Origin of the sequence: Endozoicomonas sp. G2_2, assembly GCF_017744135.1 — a bacterium.
Taxonomy (GTDB): domain Bacteria; phylum Pseudomonadota; class Gammaproteobacteria; order Nevskiales; family Salinisphaeraceae; genus Salinisphaera.
On sequence record NZ_JAGHQU010000005.1, the window covers coordinates 42,663 to 62,610 of the forward strand.

The following is a 19,948-nucleotide window of genomic DNA, read 5'->3' on the forward strand; positions in this document are numbered from 1 at the left end:
GGCAACAGGCCCTAGGACGTGGTGTTGCGCCGCATGCGGTAATAGCCGACGGCGATGGCGCCGCCGACCAGTACGACGGCAACCAGCACTTTCTCCACCTCTTGGATATGGTTGAGCGCGACGTCGACCGCGCCGGCCAGGTGAACGCCGATGAAGGTGATGGTGCCGACCCAGATCAGGGTGCCGAGGGTGGCGAAACAGAAAAAGCGCAGGGGCGAGATGCCGAGCGAACCGAGCAGGAACGGCGTCACGTAGCGCAGGCCGTAGAGGAATCGAAAGCCGATCATCACCGGCGCGCCGTGGCGCTCCAGCAGGCCCTCCACGCGCGCGATCTTGGGCTGCCAGCCGGGGCGCCGGTCGAGCGCCGGCCGGCCCATGCGGCGACCGATATGAAAACAGATGTTGTCGCCGATCATCGTGCCGACGACGGCCGCGATCATTACGGCTTCGAGCGGGAACATGCCGCGATGCACGGCGAAAACGCCAAGCAGGATCGCGGTTTCGCCTTCCAGCAGGCAGCCGATCGCGACCGCGATCGCGCCATAGTCGCCCATCAGCCCCTGCAGCGTTTCGATCATGCCGGCAGGCGGTCGGTGAGCCAGCGACCGATGGTCGCGATCTGCGGCATGCAGACCTGGTGCTGCATCGGATACTCGTGCCAGGCGACGTCGTAGCCGGCTTCCAGCATGTGGTCGCGGCTGGCCTGGCCAAGCTGCATGGGTACGACCGGGTCCTGGCTGCCGTGCGCCTGGAGAATGGATACGCCGCGGTTGGCGTCGCTGGCTTCGTCGCCAAGCGTCTCGGCCAGGGGAAGATAAGTGGACAGGGCCATGATGCCGGCAAGCCCACGGGCATGACGCAACCCTGTATGCAGCGCGATCGCACCGCCCTGCGAAAAGCCGGCGAGCACGATGCGCTCGGGCGCGATGCCGCGTTCGCCCTCGCGGTCGATCAGCTGCTCGATCTCCCGGGCGCTGGCGCGAATGCCTTCGGCGTCCTGCTTGTCGGCGATCGCCATGCCCTTGATGTCGTACCAGGCGCGCATCGGCATGCCGTTGTTGATCGTGACGGGCTGCACCGGCGCGTTGGGAAACACGAAGCGCACCCCGTGGTCGGCAGGCAGACCGAGTTCGTCCACGATCGGCACGAAGTCGTTGCCGTCGGCCCCCAGGCCGTGGAGCCAGATCACGCTGGCGGTGGCGGGACCGTTCGGTTCGATTTCGATACAGTCGAGCATTCGCACAGGGTCCATGAAAATTCAGATGCGGAAGTCTGGACAGCGAACGTTGCCAGCGCAAGGAATTCTTTGGTTGCGTATAAGACAGATCAATGCGCTAGACTCGGATACCTGTCCAATACCGATATAAATGAACGCTCGATTCATTGCATAACGAGGAGAAGCCATGAAAAGCCGTGCTGCAGTAGCGTGGGAGGCCGGCAAGCCACTCACCCTGGAAGAGATCGATGTGGCGCCGCCCAAGGCGGGCGAGGTGCTGGTGCGTATTGTGGCCACCGGCGTCTGTCATACCGATGCCTTCACCCTCTCCGGCGCGGACCCGGAGGGCTTCTTCCCCCGTGTGCTCGGTCATGAAGGCGGCGGCGTGGTCGAGGAAGTCGGTGAAGGCGTGACCAGCGTCTCGCCGGGCGACCACGTGATTCCGCTGTATACGGCCGAATGCGGCGAGTGCAAGTTCTGCAAGTCCGGCAAGACCAACCTCTGCGGCGCCGTGCGCGATACCCAGGGCCAGGGTTTGATGCCCGACGGCACAACCCGCTTCACCAAGGACGGCACCGAGCTGTACCACTACATGGGCACCTCGACGTTCTCCGAATACACCGTCGTACCGGAAGTATCGCTGGCCAAGGTGAGCAAGGACGCGCCGCTGGACAAGGTCTGCCTGCTGGGTTGTGGCATCACCACCGGTATCGGTGCGGTGTTCAATACCGCCAAGGTCGAGGAAGGCTCCACTGTGGCCGTATTCGGGCTCGGCGCCATTGGCCTGGCGGTGATCCAGGGTGCGCGGATGGCCAATTGCAGCCGCATCATCGCCATCGATATCAATCCTTCGAAGTTCGAGTTCGCCAAACAGCTCGGTGCGACGGAATGCGTCAATCCGAACGACTACGACGACCCCATCCAGCAGGTCATCGTCGAGTTGACCAGCGGCGGCGTCGACTACTCCTTCGAGTGCATCGGCAACGTCAACATCATGCGCAGCGCGCTGGAGTGCTGCCACAAGGGCTGGGGCGAATCGACCATCATCGGCGTGGCCGGTGCCGGCGAAGAAATCTCGACCCGTCCGTTCCAGCTGGTCACCGGCCGTGTCTGGCGCGGCAGCGCCTTCGGCGGCGTGAAGGGCCGCACTCAGCTGCCCGGCTATGTCGAGCGCTACATGAACGGCGAAATCAACATCGACGACTTCGTCACCCACGATCTGCCGTTCGAGAAGATCAACGAGGCGTTCGATCTGCTGCATGAAGGCAAGGCGATCCGTTCCGTCCTGCACTTCTAACCGCCATCGATGATCGTCATAGCGCCGTGGTGTCGAGTGTCGACATCGCGGCGTTTTTTTACGACCCGTTTCCGAAGAGAGCCGACCATGGAAAAGATTGACGAACACAAGGCGTTCGGCGGCGTGCAGCGCCGCTATACCCACGCGTCGAGCACCTGCAACTGCGACATGACGTTTGCGCTGTATCTGCCGCCGCTGGCCGATACGCGGCGCGTGCCGGTGGTGTACTGGCTATCGGGGTTGACCTGCACCGACGAGAACTTCGTCAACAAGGCCGGCGCGCAGCGCGTCGCCGCGGAGCTGGGCGTGGCCATCGTCGCACCCGACACCAGCCCGCGTGGCGACGACGTCGCCGACGAGGACAGCTACGACATGGGCAAGGGCGCGGGCTTCTACGTCAACGCCACACAAGAGCCCTGGGCCAAGCACTACCAGATGTACGACTACGTGGTCAGCGAACTGCCCGGCCTGCTGGCCGACGAGTTCGGCACCACACTGGATCTGTCGCGCGAGGCCATTTTCGGCCATTCCATGGGCGGCCACGGCGCGCTCGTGATCGGGCTGCGCAACATCGACCGCTTTGCCGCGATCTCGGCCTTCTCGCCGATCTGTGCGCCCACCGAGGTGCCGTGGGGCCACAAGGCGTTTCCGAAATATATCGGTGACGACAAGCAGGCCTGGAACCAGTACGACGCCACCTATCTGCTGTCCAATGCCGACAACGCCGAGGCGCTGCCGCCCATTCGTGTCGAGCAGGGCCTGGCCGACAACTTCCTGGACGAGCAGCTGCACCCGCATCGCCTGGAAGAAGCCGCCCAGAAGGTCGGTGCCGACGTGACCGTGAATCGCCGCGACGGCTACGACCACAGCTACTTCTTCATCGCGAGCTTCGTGGAAGACCACCTGCGTTTTCTGGCCAAGCATCTGGGCGTGTGACGGCTGCTAGACTAGGCGCCTAATCCACGGTTGCGAACGACAATGAAGGCGTTTCCCAGCGCGCTGTTTCTGGCGCTGTTCTCGGTGTTCGTGCTGGCCGGCTGTGGCCAGAAGGGACCGCTGTATTTGCCGGGCAACGCGCCCGAGTCGCAGACCCAGGGCCCGTTCGGCCTGGAGGATGACCAGGGCGACGACCAGTCCAGCACGCCGGACAACGCGGCCGACGACGAAGACGGCAACGCACAGTAGCCATGGATCATTTCGAGTATCGCGACGGCGTCCTCCACGCCGAGGGCGTCGCCTTGCCTGCCGTTGCCGAGCGTTTCGGTACGCCCTGCTATGTCTACAGCGCGGCGACGATCCGCCGTCATTACCGCGTGTTCGACGAAGCGCTGGCCGGTATCGATCACGACATCTGCTACGCGGTGAAGGCCAACGGCAACCTCGGCGTACTCGGCCTGCTTGCCGACCTGGGCAGCGGTTTCGACATCGTGTCGGTCGGTGAACTGGAACGGGTGATCACCGCCGGCGGCGACCCGGCCCGTGTCGTGTTCTCGGGCGTGGGCAAGCGTGTCGACGAGATCGAACGCGCGCTGGAAGTCGGTATCGCCTGCTTCAACGTGGAATCCGAGGCCGAGCTGGAACGCATCGACAGCGTGGCCCGCCGCATGGGCGTGCGTGCGCCGCTCTCGCTGCGCGTGAACCCCGATGTGGATGCCCAGACCCATCCCTATATCGCGACCGGCCTGAAAGAGAACAAGTTCGGCGTCGACATCGGCCGCGCTGAGACGCTCTATGCGCGCGCCGCCGGCATGGATGGCCTGAGCATACGCGGCGTGGACTGTCATATCGGTTCGCAGCTGACCCAGCTCGCGCCGTTCCGGGATGCGGTCCAGCGTGTGCTGGCGCTCATCGACCGGTTGGCCGACCAGGGTATCGCGATTGGGCATCTCGATGTCGGCGGCGGCCTGGGCATTCGTTACCGCGACGAAGAGCCGCCGTCACCGGCCGCCTATGCGGAAAATATTCGGGATCTGGTGGCCGGACGCGATCTGAAGCTCGTCTTCGAGCCGGGCCGGGTGCTGGTCGGCAACGCCGGCGTGCTGCTGACCCGGGTCGAGGTGCTCAAGCCCGGCGCCGAGCCCGAGGACAAGCATTTCGCGATCGTCGATGCGGCGATGAACGACCTGCTGCGGCCCGCGCTCTACGATGGCTGGCATGCCATCGTGCCGGTGACCGAGGCCAGCGCGGCAGCGACGCGCCCGTGGGAGATCGTCGGCCCGATCTGCGAGACCGGCGATTTCCTCGGCCACGACCGCGAACTCGCGCTGGACACCGGCGATCTGCTTGCGGTGCGTACCGCCGGCGCCTATGGCTTTGCCATGGCCTCGTCCTACAACGCCAGGCCGCGCCCGGCGGAGGTGATGGTCGATGGCGACGCGGTGCACGAGGTGCGCGCACGCGAAAGCATTGCCGATCTCATGCGCGGCGAGCAGCGACTGCCCTTCGCCTAGCGGTCCACTGCCAACGCGCAGTGTGCGCGTTAAGCTGTGCTCAGCCATTTTTTCGTCGTCGGCATGGCCGGCGACCGCCAGCGCGTTTTTGCCATGTCGAAAGATTCCAACACGCCCCGCGGCCCGCTGATTCTCATCGACGGCTCGTCGTGGCTGTACCGCGCCTACCACGTGCTGCCGCCGCTCACGAACGCGGCCGGCGAGCCCACGGGCGCGATCTACGGCATGACCAATATGCTGCGCAAGTTCCTGCGCGAATACGAGGCCGACCGCATCGTCGTGGTCTTCGACCCGAGAGGCGGCACCTTTCGCAACGAGCTGTTCGCCGACTACAAGGCCAACCGCCCGCCGGTGCCCGAGGAGCTGTCGGCCCAGTTCGAAGGCATTCGTGACGTGATTGTCGCGCTGGGCCTGCCGCTGCTGCAGGTGCCGGGTGTGGAGGCCGACGACGTGATCGGCACGCTCGCCGCCCGCGAGACCGGCGAGGTGCTGATCGTGACCGGCGACAAGGACATGGCGCAGCTGGTCAACGACCGTGTGCACCTGCTCGACACCATGCAGGACAAGCGCACCGACGTCGCCCGTGTGCATGACAAGTTCGGCGTGGGTCCGGAATTGATCACCGACTACCTCGCGCTGGTGGGCGATACGTCGGACAACATTCCCGGGGTGTCGAAAGTCGGCCCCAAGACGGCCGCCAAATGGCTGGACCAGTACGGCTCGCTCGCGGGTGTGATCGAGCACGCCGACGAGATCGGCGGCAAGGTGGCCGACAATCTGCGCGCGGCGCTCGAGGATCTGCCGCTGTACAAGGACCTGGCCACGATCCGCGTCGACCTGGACCTCGACGGCGCCGACGCCGAGCTCACGCGCCGCGACGCGGACGTCGAAACCCTGGCCGCGCTGTATCGCGCCTACGAGTTCCACAAGTTCCTCGAGGATCTGGACACCCCCGCGGCGCAGTCGTCGGCGCCGGCCGCGCCCACGGCACCGGCCGAAACGCATTACCAGTGCGTGCTCGATGCGGACGCGCTGGAAGCGATGATGGCGAAGCTCGAAGCCGCGGACCTGATCTGCGTGGATACCGAAACCGATGCGCTGTCGGCGATGCAGTCCAATCTCGTCGGCCTGTCGTTCGCGGTCGAGCCGGGCGAGGCCTGGTATGTGCCGGTGGCCCACGATTACATGGGCGCGCCCGAGCAGCTGCCGATGAAGACCGTCATCGAACGCGTGCGCGGCGTGCTCGAGAATCCCGATATCGCCAAGCTCGGTCAGCACATCAAATACGACATCAATGTACTGAAGCGCCACGGCATTAATATCGCCGGCGCCGATCACGACACGATGCTCGAATCCTACGTGCTCAACAGCACGGCCACCCGCCACGACATGGACTCGCTGGCGCAGAAGTATCTCGAACGCGGCACGACCAAGTTCGAGGAAGTCGCCGGCAAGGGCGCCAAGCAGATCACCTTCAATCAGGTGTCGCTGGAAGAAGCCACGCCCTATGCGGCGGAAGATGCCGATATCACCCTGCAGCTGCATCATCGCCTGTATGGCGAACTGGCCGACAGCCCGCGGTTGAAAGCACTCTACGAAGAGATCGAGATGCCGCTCATGCCGGTGCTGGCCCATGTCGAAGCCAACGGCGTGCTCGTCGATCGCGATCTGCTGGGCCGCGTCAGCCAGGAAATGGCCGAACGCATGGCCGAAATCCAGACCGCGGCGTTCGACGCGGCCGGCGGTGAGTTCAATCTCGGCTCGCCGGCACAGCTCAAGGAGATCCTGTTCGATCGGCTCGAACTGCCGGTGATCCGCAAGACGCCCAAGGGCGCGCCGTCCACCGCGGAGGATGTGCTGCGCGAGCTGGCCGACAAGCACGAACTGCCGGCGATGATCGTGTCCTGGCGCGAGCTGTCGAAGCTGCGCTCGACCTATGCCGAGAAGCTGCCGACCCAGATCAATCCGCAGACCGGGCGTATTCACACCTCCTACCACCAGGCCGTGGCGGCCACCGGACGGCTGTCGTCGTCCGACCCCAACCTGCAGAACATTCCCATCCGTACCGAGTCTGGCCGGCGAATCCGCGAGGCGTTCATTGCGCCGGAAGGCCACCAGATTCTGGCGGTCGACTACTCGCAGATCGAACTGCGGATCATGGCGCATCTGTCCGGTGACCCCGGCCTCGTCAGCGCATTCAACGATGCGCGCGATATTCATGCGGCCACCGCGAGCGAGGTTTTCGACACACCGCTCGACGACGTCAACGCCGATCAGCGCCGGGCCGCCAAGGCGATCAACTTCGGCCTCATGTACGGCATGTCGGCGTTCGGGCTGGCCAAGCAGCTCGATATCTCACGTGAGGACGCCGGGCGTTATATCGACACCTTCTTCGAGCGCTTTGCCGGCGTGCGCCGCTATATGGACGAAACCCGCAAGCTCGCCAAGGCCGAAGGTTATGTGGAAACACTCTACGGCCGGCGCCTGTACCTGCCCGAGATCAACGCGCGTAACGGTGCACGGCGCCAGGGCGCGGAGCGCGCGGCGATCAACGCGCCGCTGCAGGGCACTGCGGCGGATCTGATCAAGAAAGCGATGATCGACGTGCACGCCTGGCTGCAGGACACCGGCGAGCCGGCGCGCATGATCATGCAGGTGCACGACGAGCTGGTCTTCGAAGTACCCGAAGCCGAGGCCCAGCGGCTGGGCGACGCGATCAGCCAGCGCATGGGCGCGGTGGCGAAGCTCGATGTGCCGCTGCTCGCGGAAGCGGGTATCGCCGAGAATTGGCAGCGGGCGCACTGATCGCACCGGCCAAACGGCCGGGGCAACGCCACAGCCGCGCCTGGTATGGGCAACGCGCTGTGTGGATTCGAGTGGTGCTGCGCAGGGGCCGCCACGTGATTCAAAGCGCGTTGGCCGGATTGTGGCGGCCGCGCTTGCGCTAGCAATGCCATCCGACGCGGATAGCCGATCGGGCGGTCGAATCGGGACGCTCGAAAATTTTTCGAACGGGTGGGAACTCGATCGTAGAGTGCCGGTCTCATCCAGCATGAGCGTCGTGCAACGCTCGACCGCTTTTCTCCCTGAGCGGTAACCAGTATCCGGTTTCCCCCCAAGAACCGGACGACTTACCCCGACAGCGTTCCCCCGCGCTGTCGGGGTTTCTTTTTGTGGCGCGCCTGGCTTGGTCGCGCCTGGTTCGATACCGGGTGGTTTGCCCCGTGTGCGAGCGCTATTTCTCGGGACCCCGGGAAAAAACTTCGTAACCCGAGGAACTCCGCCGCGCGGCGCGCAGTCTGAACCTTGCAAGCAACAGGCTTGCCCGCTTTTCTCCCTGAGCGGTAACCCGAATCCGGTTCCCCCCAATAACCGGAATCTTGCCCCGACACGCATTTCCCCCGTGCTGTCGGGGCTTCTTTTTGCCCGGCGATCGCGAGAGCGGGGCAGTTGCGCCGTACAAGCCCCCTTGCATGGCGCGCCGTTATGGTGGTTACGAGGGTCGTAACGGGCTTCGAAAAATTTTTTCGAATTTTCTGGAACAAATTCTCGAAGGCCCGGTCTGACCTTATGCAAGCGCAATACTTGCCCGCTTTTCTCCCTGAGCGGTAACCCGATCCGGTTCCCCCCAAGGCCGGATCACCCGCCCCGACGGTATTCCCCCTGCCGTCGGGGTTTTTTTATCCCTGAGCAATCAGACCTTTGTTGCGCATACTTTATGCCATAGAAAAACCGGCGCGTCGATTCGACACGCCGGTTTTCCGACAAATGGTCATTTGGCGTCGACGAGTGTGATCAGCGTCGCGCTGAGGCCGCCTGCATACGCGTCAGGTCGTCCCGGACACTGAGGAGCATGAGTTCGTGGAACAGATCCTTGATCGCCCGCGAACGATCCCCCCGGCAGTCCCAGGCAACGCGCACGCTGCCCGAGTCGATATCGATGATCTCGAGCTGCGGGGTGCCCTCGCGATCAAGCCATGCCCGAATGTCGTATCCCATGTCGTTGGCCCTCTTGAGACATCGCAGTTCGAGCATATATGAGAATGATTCTCATTTACAAGCCAGGTTCGGCCGGCAATTCGTTGGCCAGCGTCGCGATGGCTTCACGCGCTTCGTCCACGCCCAGGCGCTTGAGTGCGGAAAACAGCTGTGCGGTCGCGTCGGGCATTTCGCGTTCCACGGCGCGCAGCGCCTTGATCTGCTGGTTGCGTGAAAGCTTGTCTGCCTTGGTCAGCACCAGATGAAAAGCCAGACCGACCTGTGTGCCCCAGTCGATGAGCTGGCGATCGAACGCCATCAGCGGTCGGCGGGCGTCCATGATCAGCACCACGCCGGCAAGGGTTTCACGGTTGCTGAGATAGCCCTCGATCAGGGTTTGCCACTGAGCCTTTACGGCCGGCGGCACACGGGCGAAGCCGTAGCCGGGCAGATCCGCGAACTGCAGGCAATCGCTGGTGAAGAAATTGATGGCCTGGGTGCGGCCCGGCGTCTTGCTCGTGCGGGCCAGGCCGGTACGCGCACAGATGGCGTTCAAGGCGCTCGACTTGCCGGCGTTCGAGCGCCCGGCAAAGGCGATCTCCGCGATATCGGGCGCCGGAAATGCACGCGCATTGGGTGCGGAGCAGACGAATCGCATCGCTTTGAAATCGGCTGGCGTAATGGCTGTCATGGGCAACGACCGGAATTGGCGGGTCTGGCGGGCGTGATCGGCGCCGCCATGGCGGACTGTGGCCGGCGGACCGGGTGGTATACAATAAAGGCTATTTCCAGTGGGCAGCCAGAATCCGGTAAGGGCATCGGATAGCGCCATTGTGCTGCCGTTTTGCGTCGGAGACGACTACGACATGACCAAGCGCTTTTTTGTGTTGTTCGGCCTTATGATCTGTGCCGGGGCGGTTGCCGCCGAGCCGCTGGTTGACGGGGATGTCGAAGCAGGCAAGACGAAGTCCGCCCAGTGCGCGGCCTGCCACGGTCCGCAGGGCAACATGCAGTCCGGCCAGTTCCCCAAGCTGGCCGGCCAGGGCGCGCCGTACATCTACGAGCAGCTCAAGCTGTTCAAGTCGGGCGAGCGCCAGAACGCGGTCATGGCGGGCCAGGTGGCCGGCCTGAACGATCAGGACATGAAAAACCTCGCGGCCTATTATGCCGACCAGCAGACCCGTCCGGGCGCGGCGGACGTGGCGGTGGCGCCCGCCGGGGCTGCGATCTATCACGGTGGTGATCCCGACAACAACATTCCGGCCTGTTCCGGTTGTCACGGTCCCAGCGGGCTGGGCAACGCGGCCGCCAAGTTCCCCCGGCTGTCGGGTCAGTCGCCGCAATATATCGCCGCGCAGCTCAAGGCGTATCGCGACGGCAAGCGTAGCGGGTATCGCAATGCCACGATCATGAACGGTGTGGCAGAGAATCTTTCCGACAGCGATATTCAGGCGCTGTCGTCCTATGTCGCCGGGCTGGGCCCGTCGACCGGCGATAGCAAGGGCAAGGCGTACGGCGCGCTGATGCAGAACGCCGGCGGCGCGCCGGGCGCGGCCGGTGCCGCCGCGGGTAACGCGAGTGGCGATGCTGCGGAAAGCGAAGCCAGCGATACCTCGCCTGCCGAAGCCAAGGCCAGCGACGCGGAATCCGATGAAGCGGATGCGGCGGCGAAGGAAGAAACCGGCACCGCGGCCGGCGATGCGCCGTCGGGGACCGACGCGGCGGCCGATGCGACCGGCGGCGTCGATGACACCGCGTCCGACGACTCGTCCAGCAATTCAGCTGGTAATGGCGAGCAGAACGGCGACGACAGCGCGGCGTCGCCGAGCGACAGCGAATCCGAGAACAGCGCGGACGCCGAAACCGACGACGCGCAGTAGCCGTCGGCCGTGCCCGCCGCAATCCAGAGGCAGAGCATGAAAGCATCCCGCATCGCCACCGTCGCCGTCCTGTTACTGGCGGCTTTCGGTGTCGCAAGCGCGCAGGGGCTCGTGTCCCGTTATGTGGCCGGCGAGCATTACCGTGCAGCTGCGGAGCCCGTGGCCCAGCCGGACGACGGCAAGATTCATGTCGTCGAGTTCTTCCTTTACAGCTGCCCGCATTGCGACGACCTCGAGCCGGATGTCGAGGCGTGGCGTGAAGAGCTGCCCGACGACGTGGAATTCTCGCGTGTGCCGGCACTGTTCGGCGCGGGCGGGCAACGCTACGCGCGCCTCTATTACGCCGCCGAAAAGCTCGGCGTGCTCGAAGCCGTGCACAGCCAAATCTTCAGCGCCATCCACGACGATGGCCGGCGGCTGCTGTCCGAGTCCGAGATGCGCGACTTCATGGAAGACCAGGGCGTTGACGGCGAGCGTTTCGTCAGCGCGTTCGAGAGCGACGAAGTCAGCGCGAAGGTTCGCCAGGCCGGCGAGATCATGCGCGGTTATCGCGTGACGGCCACGCCGAGCTTCGGCGTGGCCGGCGAAGCCTATGTCAGCGGCCGCACCGCAGGCAGCAATGATCGGATGTTCGACGTGGTCGATTTCCTGATCCGGCAGCAGCGCAACGCCAACCGCGACTGAGAAACGCACGCCGTGGCACTCGCCACGACCGCGGCCGGTCGTTCCGCCTGCTCTGGTCCTAGCGAAATGAAGTGTCTGCTTGCGAATGGCGCAAGGAGTCTGGGCGCGCCTGCGATCGACTGATCGCGTTGATGACCACCGCCGCCCGTCCGGAATACGCCGCAATCAGGCGCCGAGCCTTGTCCCCGCCCGGGCCGGCTGCGCGATCAGGCCGCGGGCTGTGCGCCTAGTCCTTTTCCGTCTCTAGAACGATCTGCCACTGGCCGTCGTCGTTTTGCTGCCAGTACTGCGTCTTGCGGTCTTCCGCGTGATAGTTGTTGCTGGTGTAGTTCTGATTGAACGTCACCTTCATCATCCGGTCTTCGCCGGGATAGCGGAAGATGCTGATATCGCTCAGATCGACGGTGATATTGGTCTTGGACGCGTTGATCTGTTTCTTGTAGGTCGCGAACGCCGCCTTGTCGCGCCCGTCGTCGCTCACGAAGTCCGGGGCGTAATAAGTCAGGTATGACTTGGTATCGATCGCCTGCCAGCTGTGGCGCCAGGACTCCACTGCCGAGAGCAGCGCCGTGCGTTGGGCCTCGACGTCGGCTGCCGGCACCCAGTCGATCCCCGTGGTCATGATCACCGGCGTGGTTCCCACATCGACGTGGTCGCGGATGGATTCGAAATCGTCATTCGCGATGACCACGCAGCCTTCGCTGGCCCGCGGTGTGCGCGAGTAGGTGGTGCGCGGCACGCCGTGCAGCCAGATGCCGTAACCGGTGCGTCCGCGCGCGCGGTCCAGCGCGTTCGGGTAATTCACGGGCAAGGCGCCGACGCCGTAAAGCTCCGGCAGGCCGTTGTCGTTGATATAGCGGGTGATGTGGTAGATGCCGATGGGCGTGCGCATGTCGCCCTCCACCTGTTTGCCCGCGCCGCCACGGCCGATGGTGGTGTAGAAATCGGAAATCAGCCGCGGCACGCCCTGGTCGTTGGCGAACAGATACAGGCGGTTGTTCGACAGATCGACCACGATGGCGTGTTCGTATTCCGGCGCCATCTGCAGGATCACGTCGGGCACCTTGCCGTCGGTGGCCGCCGACACGCGATGCGCCCATCGCGTCTTGGCCTCGTCGAGCAGCGCATCGCGCTGGTCGCGCATTTTTTCGCTGATCGCGGGGTCGATACTGCGCCCCGAGCGGGCCACCATGAGTTCGCCGTAGACGAGCTGGGCCAGGCGGAAATTCGGCCTTGCTTCGATGAGGTCGGAAAGATCGTTGATGGCCGTGTCGTATTCGCCCTGCTGGGCCAGGTTCAGCACCGCGAGCAGCTGCGATTCGGCGTTCGAGTGCACGCGCTCGCTGACGGTGCTGTCCGCTGTCTCGGTGCCGGCCGATGCCGCCAGCACTGGCCACAGACCGCACCCGGCAAGCAGCAGCAGAAGGGGTATCGCGCGCTTCATGGCTCAGTCCGCGCCGCTGGTTTCGCGCAGGATGCGCCAGCCTTCGGCCTTGCGCTCGAGGATGAGATGCTTGTCCACGCGGTCGCTATAGCGCGGCGATTCGTACTCCTGGGTGAAATCCACCCGCACGGTGCCGTTGGCCAGCCGCGTGATCGCGGGATCCTCGATACGGATATGGATATCCTCCGGCGTGCCGAGGCGGGCGCGGCGTAGGCTCAGCCACTGCGCGCGGCTCATGCCGTCCCCCGGGTCGTACTTGTCGGCGTAGAAATCCGTGTACGCATCGAAATCCTGCGATGACCAGGCCAGCGCCCAGGCTCTGATGGTCTGGATGATGCTGCGGCTGTCCTGGTCGCTGATCTTGTTGTTCTTGTCCGCGTCCGGCGTGGCCGGCCGTTTTGCCGGCGCCGGTGCCGGGGCGTTCCCTGGCGCCACCGACTCCTGAGCGTAATATAGACGATCCAGCATGGTCAGCGGTAGCTGCTTTTCGCTTTCGTCGCTGCCCAGCGCCTTGCGATAGGCGAGCTCGGCGAGCGCGGTATACACGTCGCCGAGATTGCGATGAGCGGTCGCGTAGGCGGGCTGCGTCGCCAGCGCCTTTTCCAGCCAGGTCCGTGCCTTGTCGTAGTCGCCCTGGCCGGCGTAGAGCACCGCCAGGTTGTTGGCGGGTTCCACGCGCAGCGGGAAATCTGCCGCCAATGCTTCGTAGGCGGCGATGGCCTTGTCGGTGTTGCCTTGGCCGGCGAGTGCGCGCGCATGCAGAAAACGGGCATCGCGATTGCCCGGATGCGCGTCGAGATAGCTCGCCGACTGGCGGGCGGCGGCGTCGAACTTGCCGGCATCGATATCGTCTTGCAGATCGTCGAGGGTCACGGCCGCGGCCACCGACGCCACGAAGATCAGCGCACCCACGAGGGGCACGAACGGCTTCGTCGCTATTCGTCGTGTCACGAGTACATTGTCCTGTTCCGCATGGACGTATCCAGACCGGCCCGCCTGCAGCAAGGCCTTCCCCCGGTCGTGGCCGTAGCCTTGGGAAATTATACTAGACAAGCACGCCGGTCTCGTGGATCGCGCGCGCGAAGGCAATCGTCTGTTATAAAACCCGCTTTGAGTCCAGCGCTCGCGCTGCGACGGTCATGCACCAGGGGCTCGAATCGCAGCCCATGGGAGAGGGACATGCTGGTACCTGTTCTGCTCGCCGGCGGCGTCGGCACGCGCCTGTGGCCGCTTTCGCGCGAAAGCCGCCCCAAGCAGTTTCTGTCGCTGACCGGCGAGGCGAGTCTGCTCGAAAAGACGCTGGCGCGGCTTGCCCGCCTGGACGATCTCGGTCCGGCGCTATTGATCGGCAACGCCGACCATCGCTTTGTGATGGCCGAACAGCTGCGTGCATCGGGCGTCGACGGCAAGGTGCTCATCGAGCCGTCGCGCCGGAACACCGCGCCGGCAGTCGCCGCCGCGGCGTTCGAAGCGCTCGGCGCGCATGGCGAAGACGCGGAGCTGCTGGTATTACCCACCGACCACGCCATCGCCGATGACGCGGCCTTTGCCGCGGCCGTCGCGACCGCGCGCCGGAATGCGGCATCCGGACGGCTGACTCTTTTCGGCGTCGTGCCCGGCCGGGCCGAACCCGGCTATGGTTACATCCACGCCGGCGAGACCCTGTCGACCGGCGTGCGCACGGTGCGCGCCTTCGTGGAGAAGCCGGACATGGATCGGGCCGCGGCCTACGTGGCGGACCCCGACTACTACTGGAACAGCGGCATGTTCCTGTTCTGCGCGCGCGACTATCTCGACGCGCTGGCAAGGCAGGCGCCGGATATCCACGCCGCCGCGCAGCGCGCGCATGCCCAGGCGCATACCGATATCGACTTCCTGCGCCTCGACGCAGCGGCGTTTGCCGCCAGCCCGGCGGATTCGATCGATTACGCGGTGATGGAGGACGCCGAGCATGCGGTGGTGGTCGAGCTCGACGCGGGCTGGACCGACCTGGGCAGCTGGTCGGCGGTGGCGCAGGCCAACGGGACCGATGCGCAGGGCAACAGCGTGCACGGCGATGTGGTGATCGAGAACACACACAACTGTCTCGTGCACAGCGAAGGGCGGCTGGTCACCGCGCTCGGGGTGCGCGACACGATCATTGTCGAGACCGGCGATGCAGTCCTGGTGGCCGATCGCGGCAGCGAACAGCAGATACGCGCGCTGGTGGCACGGCTGGCCGACGCGGGACGCGAAGAGGCCACGCAATACCGCAAGGCCTATCGGCCCTGGGGTAGCTACGAGCAGATCGCCGTGGGCGCACGTTTTCAGGTCAAGCACATCCGCGTGAAGCCGGGCGGGCGGTTATCGCTGCAGAAACATCATCACCGCGCCGAGCACTGGGTGGTCGTGCACGGTACGGCGCGCGTGACCTGCGACGGCCGCGAAAGCCTGCTCACCGAGAACCAGTCCACCTTCATCCCACTGGGCGCGGTGCATCGGCTGGAAAACCCCGGCAAGGTCGACCTCGACCTGATCGAGGTGCAGTCCGGCAGCTATCTCGGCGAGGACGACATTGTGCGCTTCGACGACGTCTATGGCCGCAGCGACGCTGAACCCGACACGGAAATTGCTGTCGACCCCACGTCGAACAACGCGCCGGACGCGAACGCGGCCGGCCGCAAAGCAGACTGAATTCGCTAATCAAGGAGCGACCCGATGGGTGAGTACTACTCGTTCTTCAAGGCCTATGACGTGCGTGCAAAGGTGCCCGACGAGCTCGACGCCGATCTCGCCCGGCGCATCGGCCGCGCTTTCGTTGCCGAACTGGGGGCCGAAACGGTCGTCGTGGGCCGCGACATGCGCCTGTCGAGCGAGGAACTCACCGATGCGCTCATCGACGGGCTCACCGCCGGCGGCGCGGACGTGCTCGATATCGGCCTGTGCGGTACGGAAGAGGTGTACTACGGCACGTTCTCGCAGAACGCGGATGGCGGCATCATGGTCACCGCCAGCCATAACCCGAAGGATTACAACGGCCTCAAGTTCGTGCGCGAGCAGGCCAAGCCGATCTCGAGCGACAGCGGTCTGTTCGACATCGAGAAGATGGCCTACGAGAACCACTTCCCCGAGCCGACGCGTGTCGGCGAGCGCAAGCCCCTGGATCAGCGTGCCGACTATGTGCGTTTTTTGCTCGATCAGATCAAGCCGGAGAACCTCAAGCCGCTCAAGATCGTGGCCAATCCGGGCAACGGCTGCGCCGGGCTGGTGGCCGAAGCGCTCGAGCCGCATCTGCCATTCGAGATCGTGCGCGTGCATTTCGAGCCGGACGGCAACCTGCCCAACGGCATCCCCAACCCGCTGTTGCCGGAAAACCGCGAAGCCACCGCCGCCGCGGTACGCGAGCACAGCGCGGATTTCGGCGTCGCCTGGGATGGCGACTTCGACCGCTGTTTCTTCTTCGACGAGCGTGGTGAATTCATCGAGGGCTATTACGTGGTCGGCCTGATCGCCGAGATGCTGCTCAAGATGAACCCCGGTGAAGCGATCGTTCACGACCCGCGCCTGACCTGGAACACCCTGGCCCAGGTCGAGGAGAACGGCGGCAGGCCGGTTCAGTCCAAGTCCGGCCACTCATTCATGAAGCAGGCCATGCGCGACGCCGACGCGCTCTACGGCGGCGAGATGAGCGCGCACCACTATTTTCGTGATTTCTCCTATGCCGACAACGGCCATCTGCCGTGGCTGGTGCTGGCGCAGCTGGTCAGCGAGACCGGCAAGCCACTGTCGACGCTGGTGGAAGAGCGCATCGCGGCTTTCCCCGCCTCGGGCGAGATCAACCGCGAGATCGGCGATCCCGACGCCGCGCTGGCCGATCTCGAGTCGCACTACGGCGCCAGCGCGCAGGCGGTCGAACATGTCGACGGCCTGTCGATGGATTTCGGCGCCTGGCGCTTCAATCTGCGCAAGTCGAATACCGAACCGGTCGTGCGCCTGAACGTCGAGGCCCGCGGGGATATCGACCTCATGCGCGCAAAGACCGACGAGCTGCTCGAGCGCCTGTCGCGGCACTAGCGCGGGCGCTGCGTCTACGGAGGATTCATGCAGGATCGTGAATGCCTGGCGTTGCGATTGCAGTCGGGCCGGCTCCAGCTTCTGGATCAGTCCCGCCTGCCGCAGGTGCAGGACTGGTTTGCGGTGGATGACGTCGACACGCTCATCGAGGCCATCCACGCACTGCGCACGCGGGGTGCGCCGATGATCGCCATCGCCGCCGCACTACTGGTGGCCGTGCGCGTCGAGCAGGGCGACGAGCGCGCCACCATTGCGGATGCGATCGAGCGCCTGCGGGCCGCGCGGCCCACGGCGGTCAACCTCATGCATGCGATGGATGCGCTGCGCAGCGCGCTGGACAGCGACGACTGGCGCGCCGCGGTGGTGGCGAGCGCGCAAAGCCTGTTCGACGACGATCGCGCGTTGTGCAATGCGATGGCCGAACATGGCGCGGCGCTGGTGGCGCGCGGCGAGCGTATCCTGACCCACTGCAACACCGGTGGTCTGGCCACGGCGGGCATCGGTACCGCGCTCGGCGTAATCCGTCGGGCACACGAGCAGGGCAAAGGGGTTTCGGTCTGGGTCGACGAGACCCGGCCGCTGCTGCAGGGCGGACGCCTGACCGCCTGGGAGCTGGGCGAACTGGGTATCGATTATCGCCTGATCACCGACAGTATGGCCGCCAGCTTCATGGCGGCCGGCCAGGTCGATCGCGTCGTCGTCGGCGCCGACCGGATCGCGGCCAACGGCGATTTTGCCAACAAGATCGGCACCTACGGGCTCGCCGTGCTCGCCCGTCATCATGGCATTCCCTTTGCCGTGGTCGCGCCCCATACGACCGTCGATCCGGCCTGCGAGTCTGGCGACGCGATCCCGATCGAACAGCGCGACGCGGCGGAGGTCCGCGGCGTGACGGGTGCGGCCGGCGAACTGCGCTGGGCGCCGGCGAACGCGCGCGTGGCCAATCCGGCCTTCGACGTCACGCCGGCTGCACTCATCGATCACTGGGTGCTCGATACCGGCGTCTACGATCGCGACGCGGTCGCCGACGGCGTGTTCCGTGCGTTGCGGGGCGCTGCAGCGACAGCCTGAGGCGCAGCGAAGCCGCTCAGTTGTCGTGCCGAATCCGGCTGCCGTGAATTCGCACGACCGGCAAGGCATCGATATCCACGCCTGCCAGGCAGCGCACATTAATCGCCCAGCCGTCGAAGGGTGCGACGCCGTTGCGGCGTTCCGCGGGCGTCGGGTCGCTGGGCCGACGAAACGCCAAGATGCCGCAGGTCGCACAGAAATAATCCCGGGCCGTGTGCGATCCCCATTGATAAAGCACCAGGTTCTCCCAGCGGGTGAGCAGGGTCAGGTTCTCGCGCGGCACACGGAAGTTCAGCGCGCCGCGTAGCCGACAGATGGAACAGTCGCAGCTACGCACATGATCGATTTCGGCGACGATCTCGAAGCGCACGGCCGCGCCGTGGCAGGCGCCGCCGTAGCGCGTCATGGTGTAGTGCCCTCATCGAGCAGGCCGCGCTCGGCGAACACGCCCTTGGCGACGCTCATGCCATTGAGCGCGGCCGGAAAGCCGGCATAGACCGCCATCTGGATGATGACCTCGACGATCTGCTCGGGCGTAACGCCGACATTGAGCGCGCCGTGGATATGCACCTCGAGCTGCGGCGCGCAGTGGCCCAGGGCAGTCAGCGCGGAGACAGTCGCGAGCTCGCGGCTTTTCAGATCCAGCCCCGGGCGCTGATAGATATCGCCGAACGGAAATTCGATGGTGTAGCGGGCGAGATCCGGCGCGATGGCCTGTAGGCTGTCGATGACGGCTTCGCCCGCGGCGCCGTCGATTTCGCGAAGCTTTGCCAGGCCGGATTCGTAGCGTGTGTCGTTCATGGTCGGTCACTCCCGGTAGCGGACTATCGAAAAGGCTCGATATCAAGCTACAAGTTGGAGTGAACTCCAGGTCAAGCGCCGCTGTCGCGGCGCTCAATGCTGTCGGTAGAACGCGATCTTGTCGTTGATTGCCGCCAAATGGCCGCGATCGCGCGCGATTCGCGTTTCAAGATCGCGGGCGTGCGCTTCGAGCAGCGCCTGGCGCTCGGCTTCGGTGGCCGGGCCCTGGCTGCGCAATTCGGCATAGCGGCGGATATCGGCCAATGGCATGCCGGTGGCCTTGAGCCGGAGCACGAAGGCAATCCAGTCGAGATCGCTGCGGTCGAACTGCCGATGGCCGCTGGGGTTGCGCGCGATGCGGCGCAGTACGCCGATCTTTTCGTAGTAGCGCAGGGTGTCGGCCGACACGCCGCTGCGCTCGGCGAATTGCCGAATGTTCACGTGCGCTGCGTCCACGCATCCGGGCGGGCGTTTGCGATGATGCCCGCCCGGATGAGGCGGTTTCAGCCTTGGCCGAGCATCTGCTCGCCGGACGGCCGGAAATCACGGGCGATATCGGTACCGGTGAAGTTCGCCACCCAGCCTTCCTGGTTGTTGAACAGGCGGATCACCTTGAAATGCGGCTTGTCGCCCATGTCGAACCAGTGGCGGGTGCCGGCCGGCACGCTGATCAGGTCGTTGGCCTCACAGAGCGTGGCATAGACACGGTCGCCGATATGCAGGGTGAACAGCCCGGCGCCGTCGACGAAGAAACGGACTTCGTCCTCGCTGTGGGTATGTTCGTCCAGAAATTTGGCGCGCATGGCGTCTTTCTGGGGGTGTTCGGGATGCAGGCCGATGACGTCCCAGGTCGCGTAGCCGAACTGCTGCTGCAGGCGCTCGATATCGTCCGCGTAGGCCTCGCCGATCTGTTCGGGCGTGGCGTCGGCGGCTAGCTGATGGCTGGCCGGCCAGCGCTCGAAGAGCACGCCCACGGTATCCAGCTCGCGCGCGATCTCGTCGGCCTCGCGGGTATCGAGAATCGGCGTGTCGGTATCGTTTTCGTTATAGACGGTCAGTTGGCTCATCGCATCA

Annotated in this window: 19 protein-coding genes and 1 pseudogene; 10 read left to right on the forward strand and 10 right to left on the reverse strand. The window is 65.0% G+C overall.

Annotated features, from left to right (window positions below; all coding sequences use genetic code 11):
- Positions 1 to 11 precede the first annotated feature (11 nt).
- Positions 12 to 578 carry a DedA family protein gene (locus J7355_RS07335; protein ID WP_209061298.1) on the reverse strand — a complete coding sequence of 189 codons (567 nt, stop codon included), beginning with the start codon at positions 576 to 578 and terminating at the stop codon, positions 12 to 14.
- Positions 575 to 1,252, reverse strand: coding sequence for an alpha/beta fold hydrolase (locus J7355_RS07340; protein WP_209061300.1), 678 nt, complete (start codon positions 1,250 to 1,252; stop codon positions 575 to 577). The genes J7355_RS07335 and J7355_RS07340 overlap by 4 nt, the downstream gene beginning before the upstream one ends.
- Before the next feature lie 151 nt (positions 1,253 to 1,403).
- On the opposite strand from J7355_RS07340, the gene J7355_RS07345 reads away from it, so the two are divergent.
- The 5 genes and pseudogenes from J7355_RS07345 (at position 1,404) to polA (ending at position 7,768) form a co-directional block, all read left to right on the forward strand.
- Positions 1,404 to 2,513, forward strand: a complete 1,110-nt coding sequence (locus J7355_RS07345; protein ID WP_209061301.1) for an S-(hydroxymethyl)glutathione dehydrogenase/class III alcohol dehydrogenase — start codon at positions 1,404 to 1,406, stop codon at positions 2,511 to 2,513.
- An 87-nt stretch (positions 2,514 to 2,600) separates the two neighbouring features.
- Positions 2,601 to 3,449 carry an S-formylglutathione hydrolase gene (gene fghA / locus J7355_RS07350; RefSeq protein WP_209061304.1) on the forward strand — a complete coding sequence of 283 codons (849 nt, stop codon included), beginning with the start codon at positions 2,601 to 2,603 and terminating at the stop codon, positions 3,447 to 3,449.
- Between the two features lie 42 nt (positions 3,450 to 3,491).
- Positions 3,492 to 3,608 (forward strand): annotated as a pseudogene (locus tag J7355_RS18025) (lipoprotein); the annotation flags it as partial.
- Positions 3,609 to 3,700: 92 nt separating this feature from the next.
- Complete coding sequence (lysA, locus tag J7355_RS07360) at positions 3,701 to 4,963, forward strand: diaminopimelate decarboxylase (protein WP_209061308.1); 1,263 nt, start codon at positions 3,701 to 3,703, stop codon at positions 4,961 to 4,963.
- Between the two features lie 93 nt (positions 4,964 to 5,056).
- Positions 5,057 to 7,768 (forward strand): DNA polymerase I, encoded by a 2,712-nt coding sequence (gene polA / locus J7355_RS07365; RefSeq protein ID WP_209061310.1) that lies wholly within the window; start codon positions 5,057 to 5,059, stop codon positions 7,766 to 7,768.
- Between the two features lie 990 nt (positions 7,769 to 8,758).
- Here polA and J7355_RS07370 read toward each other — a convergent pair.
- Both J7355_RS07370 and yihA read right to left on the reverse strand, forming a co-directional pair.
- Entirely contained in the window at positions 8,759 to 8,962 is a 204-nt protein-coding gene (locus tag J7355_RS07370; protein ID WP_209061311.1) for a hypothetical protein, read from the reverse strand.
- Between the two features lie 55 nt (positions 8,963 to 9,017).
- Positions 9,018 to 9,599 carry a ribosome biogenesis GTP-binding protein YihA/YsxC gene (gene yihA / locus J7355_RS07375; protein WP_247739848.1) on the reverse strand — a complete coding sequence of 194 codons (582 nt, stop codon included), beginning with the start codon at positions 9,597 to 9,599 and terminating at the stop codon, positions 9,018 to 9,020.
- Between the two features lie 208 nt (positions 9,600 to 9,807).
- Here yihA and J7355_RS07380 point away from each other — a divergent pair, with 208 nt between their 5' ends.
- Together J7355_RS07380 and J7355_RS07385 are read left to right on the forward strand one after the other, a co-directional pair.
- Positions 9,808 to 10,821 (forward strand): c-type cytochrome, encoded by a 1,014-nt coding sequence (locus J7355_RS07380; RefSeq protein ID WP_209061312.1) that lies wholly within the window; start codon positions 9,808 to 9,810, stop codon positions 10,819 to 10,821.
- Between the two features lie 36 nt (positions 10,822 to 10,857).
- Positions 10,858 to 11,505 (forward strand): thiol:disulfide interchange protein DsbA/DsbL, encoded by a 648-nt coding sequence (locus tag J7355_RS07385; RefSeq protein ID WP_209061313.1) that lies wholly within the window; start codon positions 10,858 to 10,860, stop codon positions 11,503 to 11,505.
- Positions 11,506 to 11,731: 226 nt separating this feature from the next.
- Here J7355_RS07385 and J7355_RS07390 read toward each other — a convergent pair whose 3' ends face one another.
- Both J7355_RS07390 and J7355_RS07395 read right to left on the reverse strand, forming a co-directional pair.
- Positions 11,732 to 12,949 (reverse strand): L,D-transpeptidase family protein, encoded by a 1,218-nt coding sequence (locus J7355_RS07390; protein ID WP_209061314.1) that lies wholly within the window; start codon positions 12,947 to 12,949, stop codon positions 11,732 to 11,734.
- 3 nt (positions 12,950 to 12,952) lie between these two features.
- Positions 12,953 to 13,900 (reverse strand): tetratricopeptide repeat protein, encoded by a 948-nt coding sequence (locus J7355_RS07395; RefSeq protein ID WP_209061315.1) that lies wholly within the window; start codon positions 13,898 to 13,900, stop codon positions 12,953 to 12,955.
- A gap of 228 nt (positions 13,901 to 14,128) precedes the next feature.
- Between J7355_RS07395 and J7355_RS07400 the strand changes: the two genes are divergently transcribed.
- From J7355_RS07400 to mtnA, 3 genes are read left to right on the forward strand one after another with little or no spacing between them, the layout of a single operon-like run.
- On the forward strand, positions 14,129 to 15,622 hold the full coding sequence (locus tag J7355_RS07400) for a mannose-1-phosphate guanylyltransferase/mannose-6-phosphate isomerase (protein WP_209061316.1): 1,494 nt from the start codon (positions 14,129 to 14,131) through the stop codon (positions 15,620 to 15,622).
- A gap of 24 nt (positions 15,623 to 15,646) precedes the next feature.
- Positions 15,647 to 17,002 (forward strand): phosphomannomutase, encoded by a 1,356-nt coding sequence (locus tag J7355_RS07405; RefSeq protein ID WP_209061317.1) that lies wholly within the window; start codon positions 15,647 to 15,649, stop codon positions 17,000 to 17,002.
- 27 nt (positions 17,003 to 17,029) lie between these two features.
- Positions 17,030 to 18,073, forward strand: a complete 1,044-nt coding sequence (mtnA, locus tag J7355_RS07410; protein WP_209061319.1) for an S-methyl-5-thioribose-1-phosphate isomerase — start codon at positions 17,030 to 17,032, stop codon at positions 18,071 to 18,073.
- 16 nt (positions 18,074 to 18,089) lie between these two features.
- On the opposite strand, the gene J7355_RS07415 is transcribed toward mtnA, so the two are convergent.
- The 4 genes from J7355_RS07415 to J7355_RS07430 form a co-directional block, all read right to left on the reverse strand.
- Positions 18,090 to 18,479, reverse strand: coding sequence for a GFA family protein (locus J7355_RS07415; RefSeq protein WP_209061321.1), 390 nt, complete (start codon positions 18,477 to 18,479; stop codon positions 18,090 to 18,092).
- Entirely contained in the window at positions 18,476 to 18,874 is a 399-nt protein-coding gene (locus J7355_RS07420) for a carboxymuconolactone decarboxylase family protein (protein WP_209061323.1), read from the reverse strand. The genes J7355_RS07415 and J7355_RS07420 overlap by 4 nt, the downstream gene beginning before the upstream one ends.
- Before the next feature lie 93 nt (positions 18,875 to 18,967).
- Entirely contained in the window at positions 18,968 to 19,315 is a 348-nt protein-coding gene (locus tag J7355_RS07425; protein ID WP_209061325.1) for a MerR family transcriptional regulator, read from the reverse strand.
- A 62-nt stretch (positions 19,316 to 19,377) separates the two neighbouring features.
- Positions 19,378 to 19,941 (reverse strand): cupin, encoded by a 564-nt coding sequence (locus J7355_RS07430; protein ID WP_209061327.1) that lies wholly within the window; start codon positions 19,939 to 19,941, stop codon positions 19,378 to 19,380.
- Positions 19,942 to 19,948 lie beyond the last annotated feature (7 nt).

Excerpts from the sequence above, each read along its gene's own strand:
- J7355_RS07335 (WP_209061298.1), bottom strand. The coding sequence starts at position 578 with ATGATCGAAACGCTGCAGGGGCTGATGGGCGACTATGGCGCGATCGCG.
- J7355_RS07340 (WP_209061300.1), bottom strand. The coding sequence starts at position 1,252 with ATGGACCCTGTGCGAATGCTCGACTGTATCGAAATCGAACCGAACGGT.
- J7355_RS07345 (WP_209061301.1), top strand. The coding sequence starts at position 1,404 with ATGAAAAGCCGTGCTGCAGTAGCGTGGGAGGCCGGCAAGCCACTCACC.
- fghA (WP_209061304.1), top strand. The coding sequence starts at position 2,601 with ATGGAAAAGATTGACGAACACAAGGCGTTCGGCGGCGTGCAGCGCCGC.
- lysA (WP_209061308.1), top strand. The coding sequence starts at position 3,701 with ATGGATCATTTCGAGTATCGCGACGGCGTCCTCCACGCCGAGGGCGTC.
- polA (WP_209061310.1), top strand. The coding sequence starts at position 5,057 with ATGTCGAAAGATTCCAACACGCCCCGCGGCCCGCTGATTCTCATCGAC.
- J7355_RS07370 (WP_209061311.1), bottom strand. The coding sequence starts at position 8,962 with ATGGGATACGACATTCGGGCATGGCTTGATCGCGAGGGCACCCCGCAG.
- yihA (WP_247739848.1), bottom strand. The coding sequence starts at position 9,599 with ATGCGATTCGTCTGCTCCGCACCCAATGCGCGTGCATTTCCGGCGCCC.
- J7355_RS07380 (WP_209061312.1), top strand. The coding sequence starts at position 9,808 with ATGACCAAGCGCTTTTTTGTGTTGTTCGGCCTTATGATCTGTGCCGGG.
- J7355_RS07385 (WP_209061313.1), top strand. The coding sequence starts at position 10,858 with ATGAAAGCATCCCGCATCGCCACCGTCGCCGTCCTGTTACTGGCGGCT.
- J7355_RS07390 (WP_209061314.1), bottom strand. The coding sequence starts at position 12,949 with ATGAAGCGCGCGATACCCCTTCTGCTGCTGCTTGCCGGGTGCGGTCTG.
- J7355_RS07400 (WP_209061316.1), top strand. The coding sequence starts at position 14,129 with ATGCTGGTACCTGTTCTGCTCGCCGGCGGCGTCGGCACGCGCCTGTGG.
- J7355_RS07405 (WP_209061317.1), top strand. The coding sequence starts at position 15,647 with ATGGGTGAGTACTACTCGTTCTTCAAGGCCTATGACGTGCGTGCAAAG.
- mtnA (WP_209061319.1), top strand. The coding sequence starts at position 17,030 with ATGCAGGATCGTGAATGCCTGGCGTTGCGATTGCAGTCGGGCCGGCTC.
- J7355_RS07415 (WP_209061321.1), bottom strand. The coding sequence starts at position 18,479 with ATGACGCGCTACGGCGGCGCCTGCCACGGCGCGGCCGTGCGCTTCGAG.
- J7355_RS07420 (WP_209061323.1), bottom strand. The coding sequence starts at position 18,874 with ATGAACGACACACGCTACGAATCCGGCCTGGCAAAGCTTCGCGAAATC.
- J7355_RS07430 (WP_209061327.1), bottom strand. The coding sequence starts at position 19,941 with ATGAGCCAACTGACCGTCTATAACGAAAACGATACCGACACGCCGATT.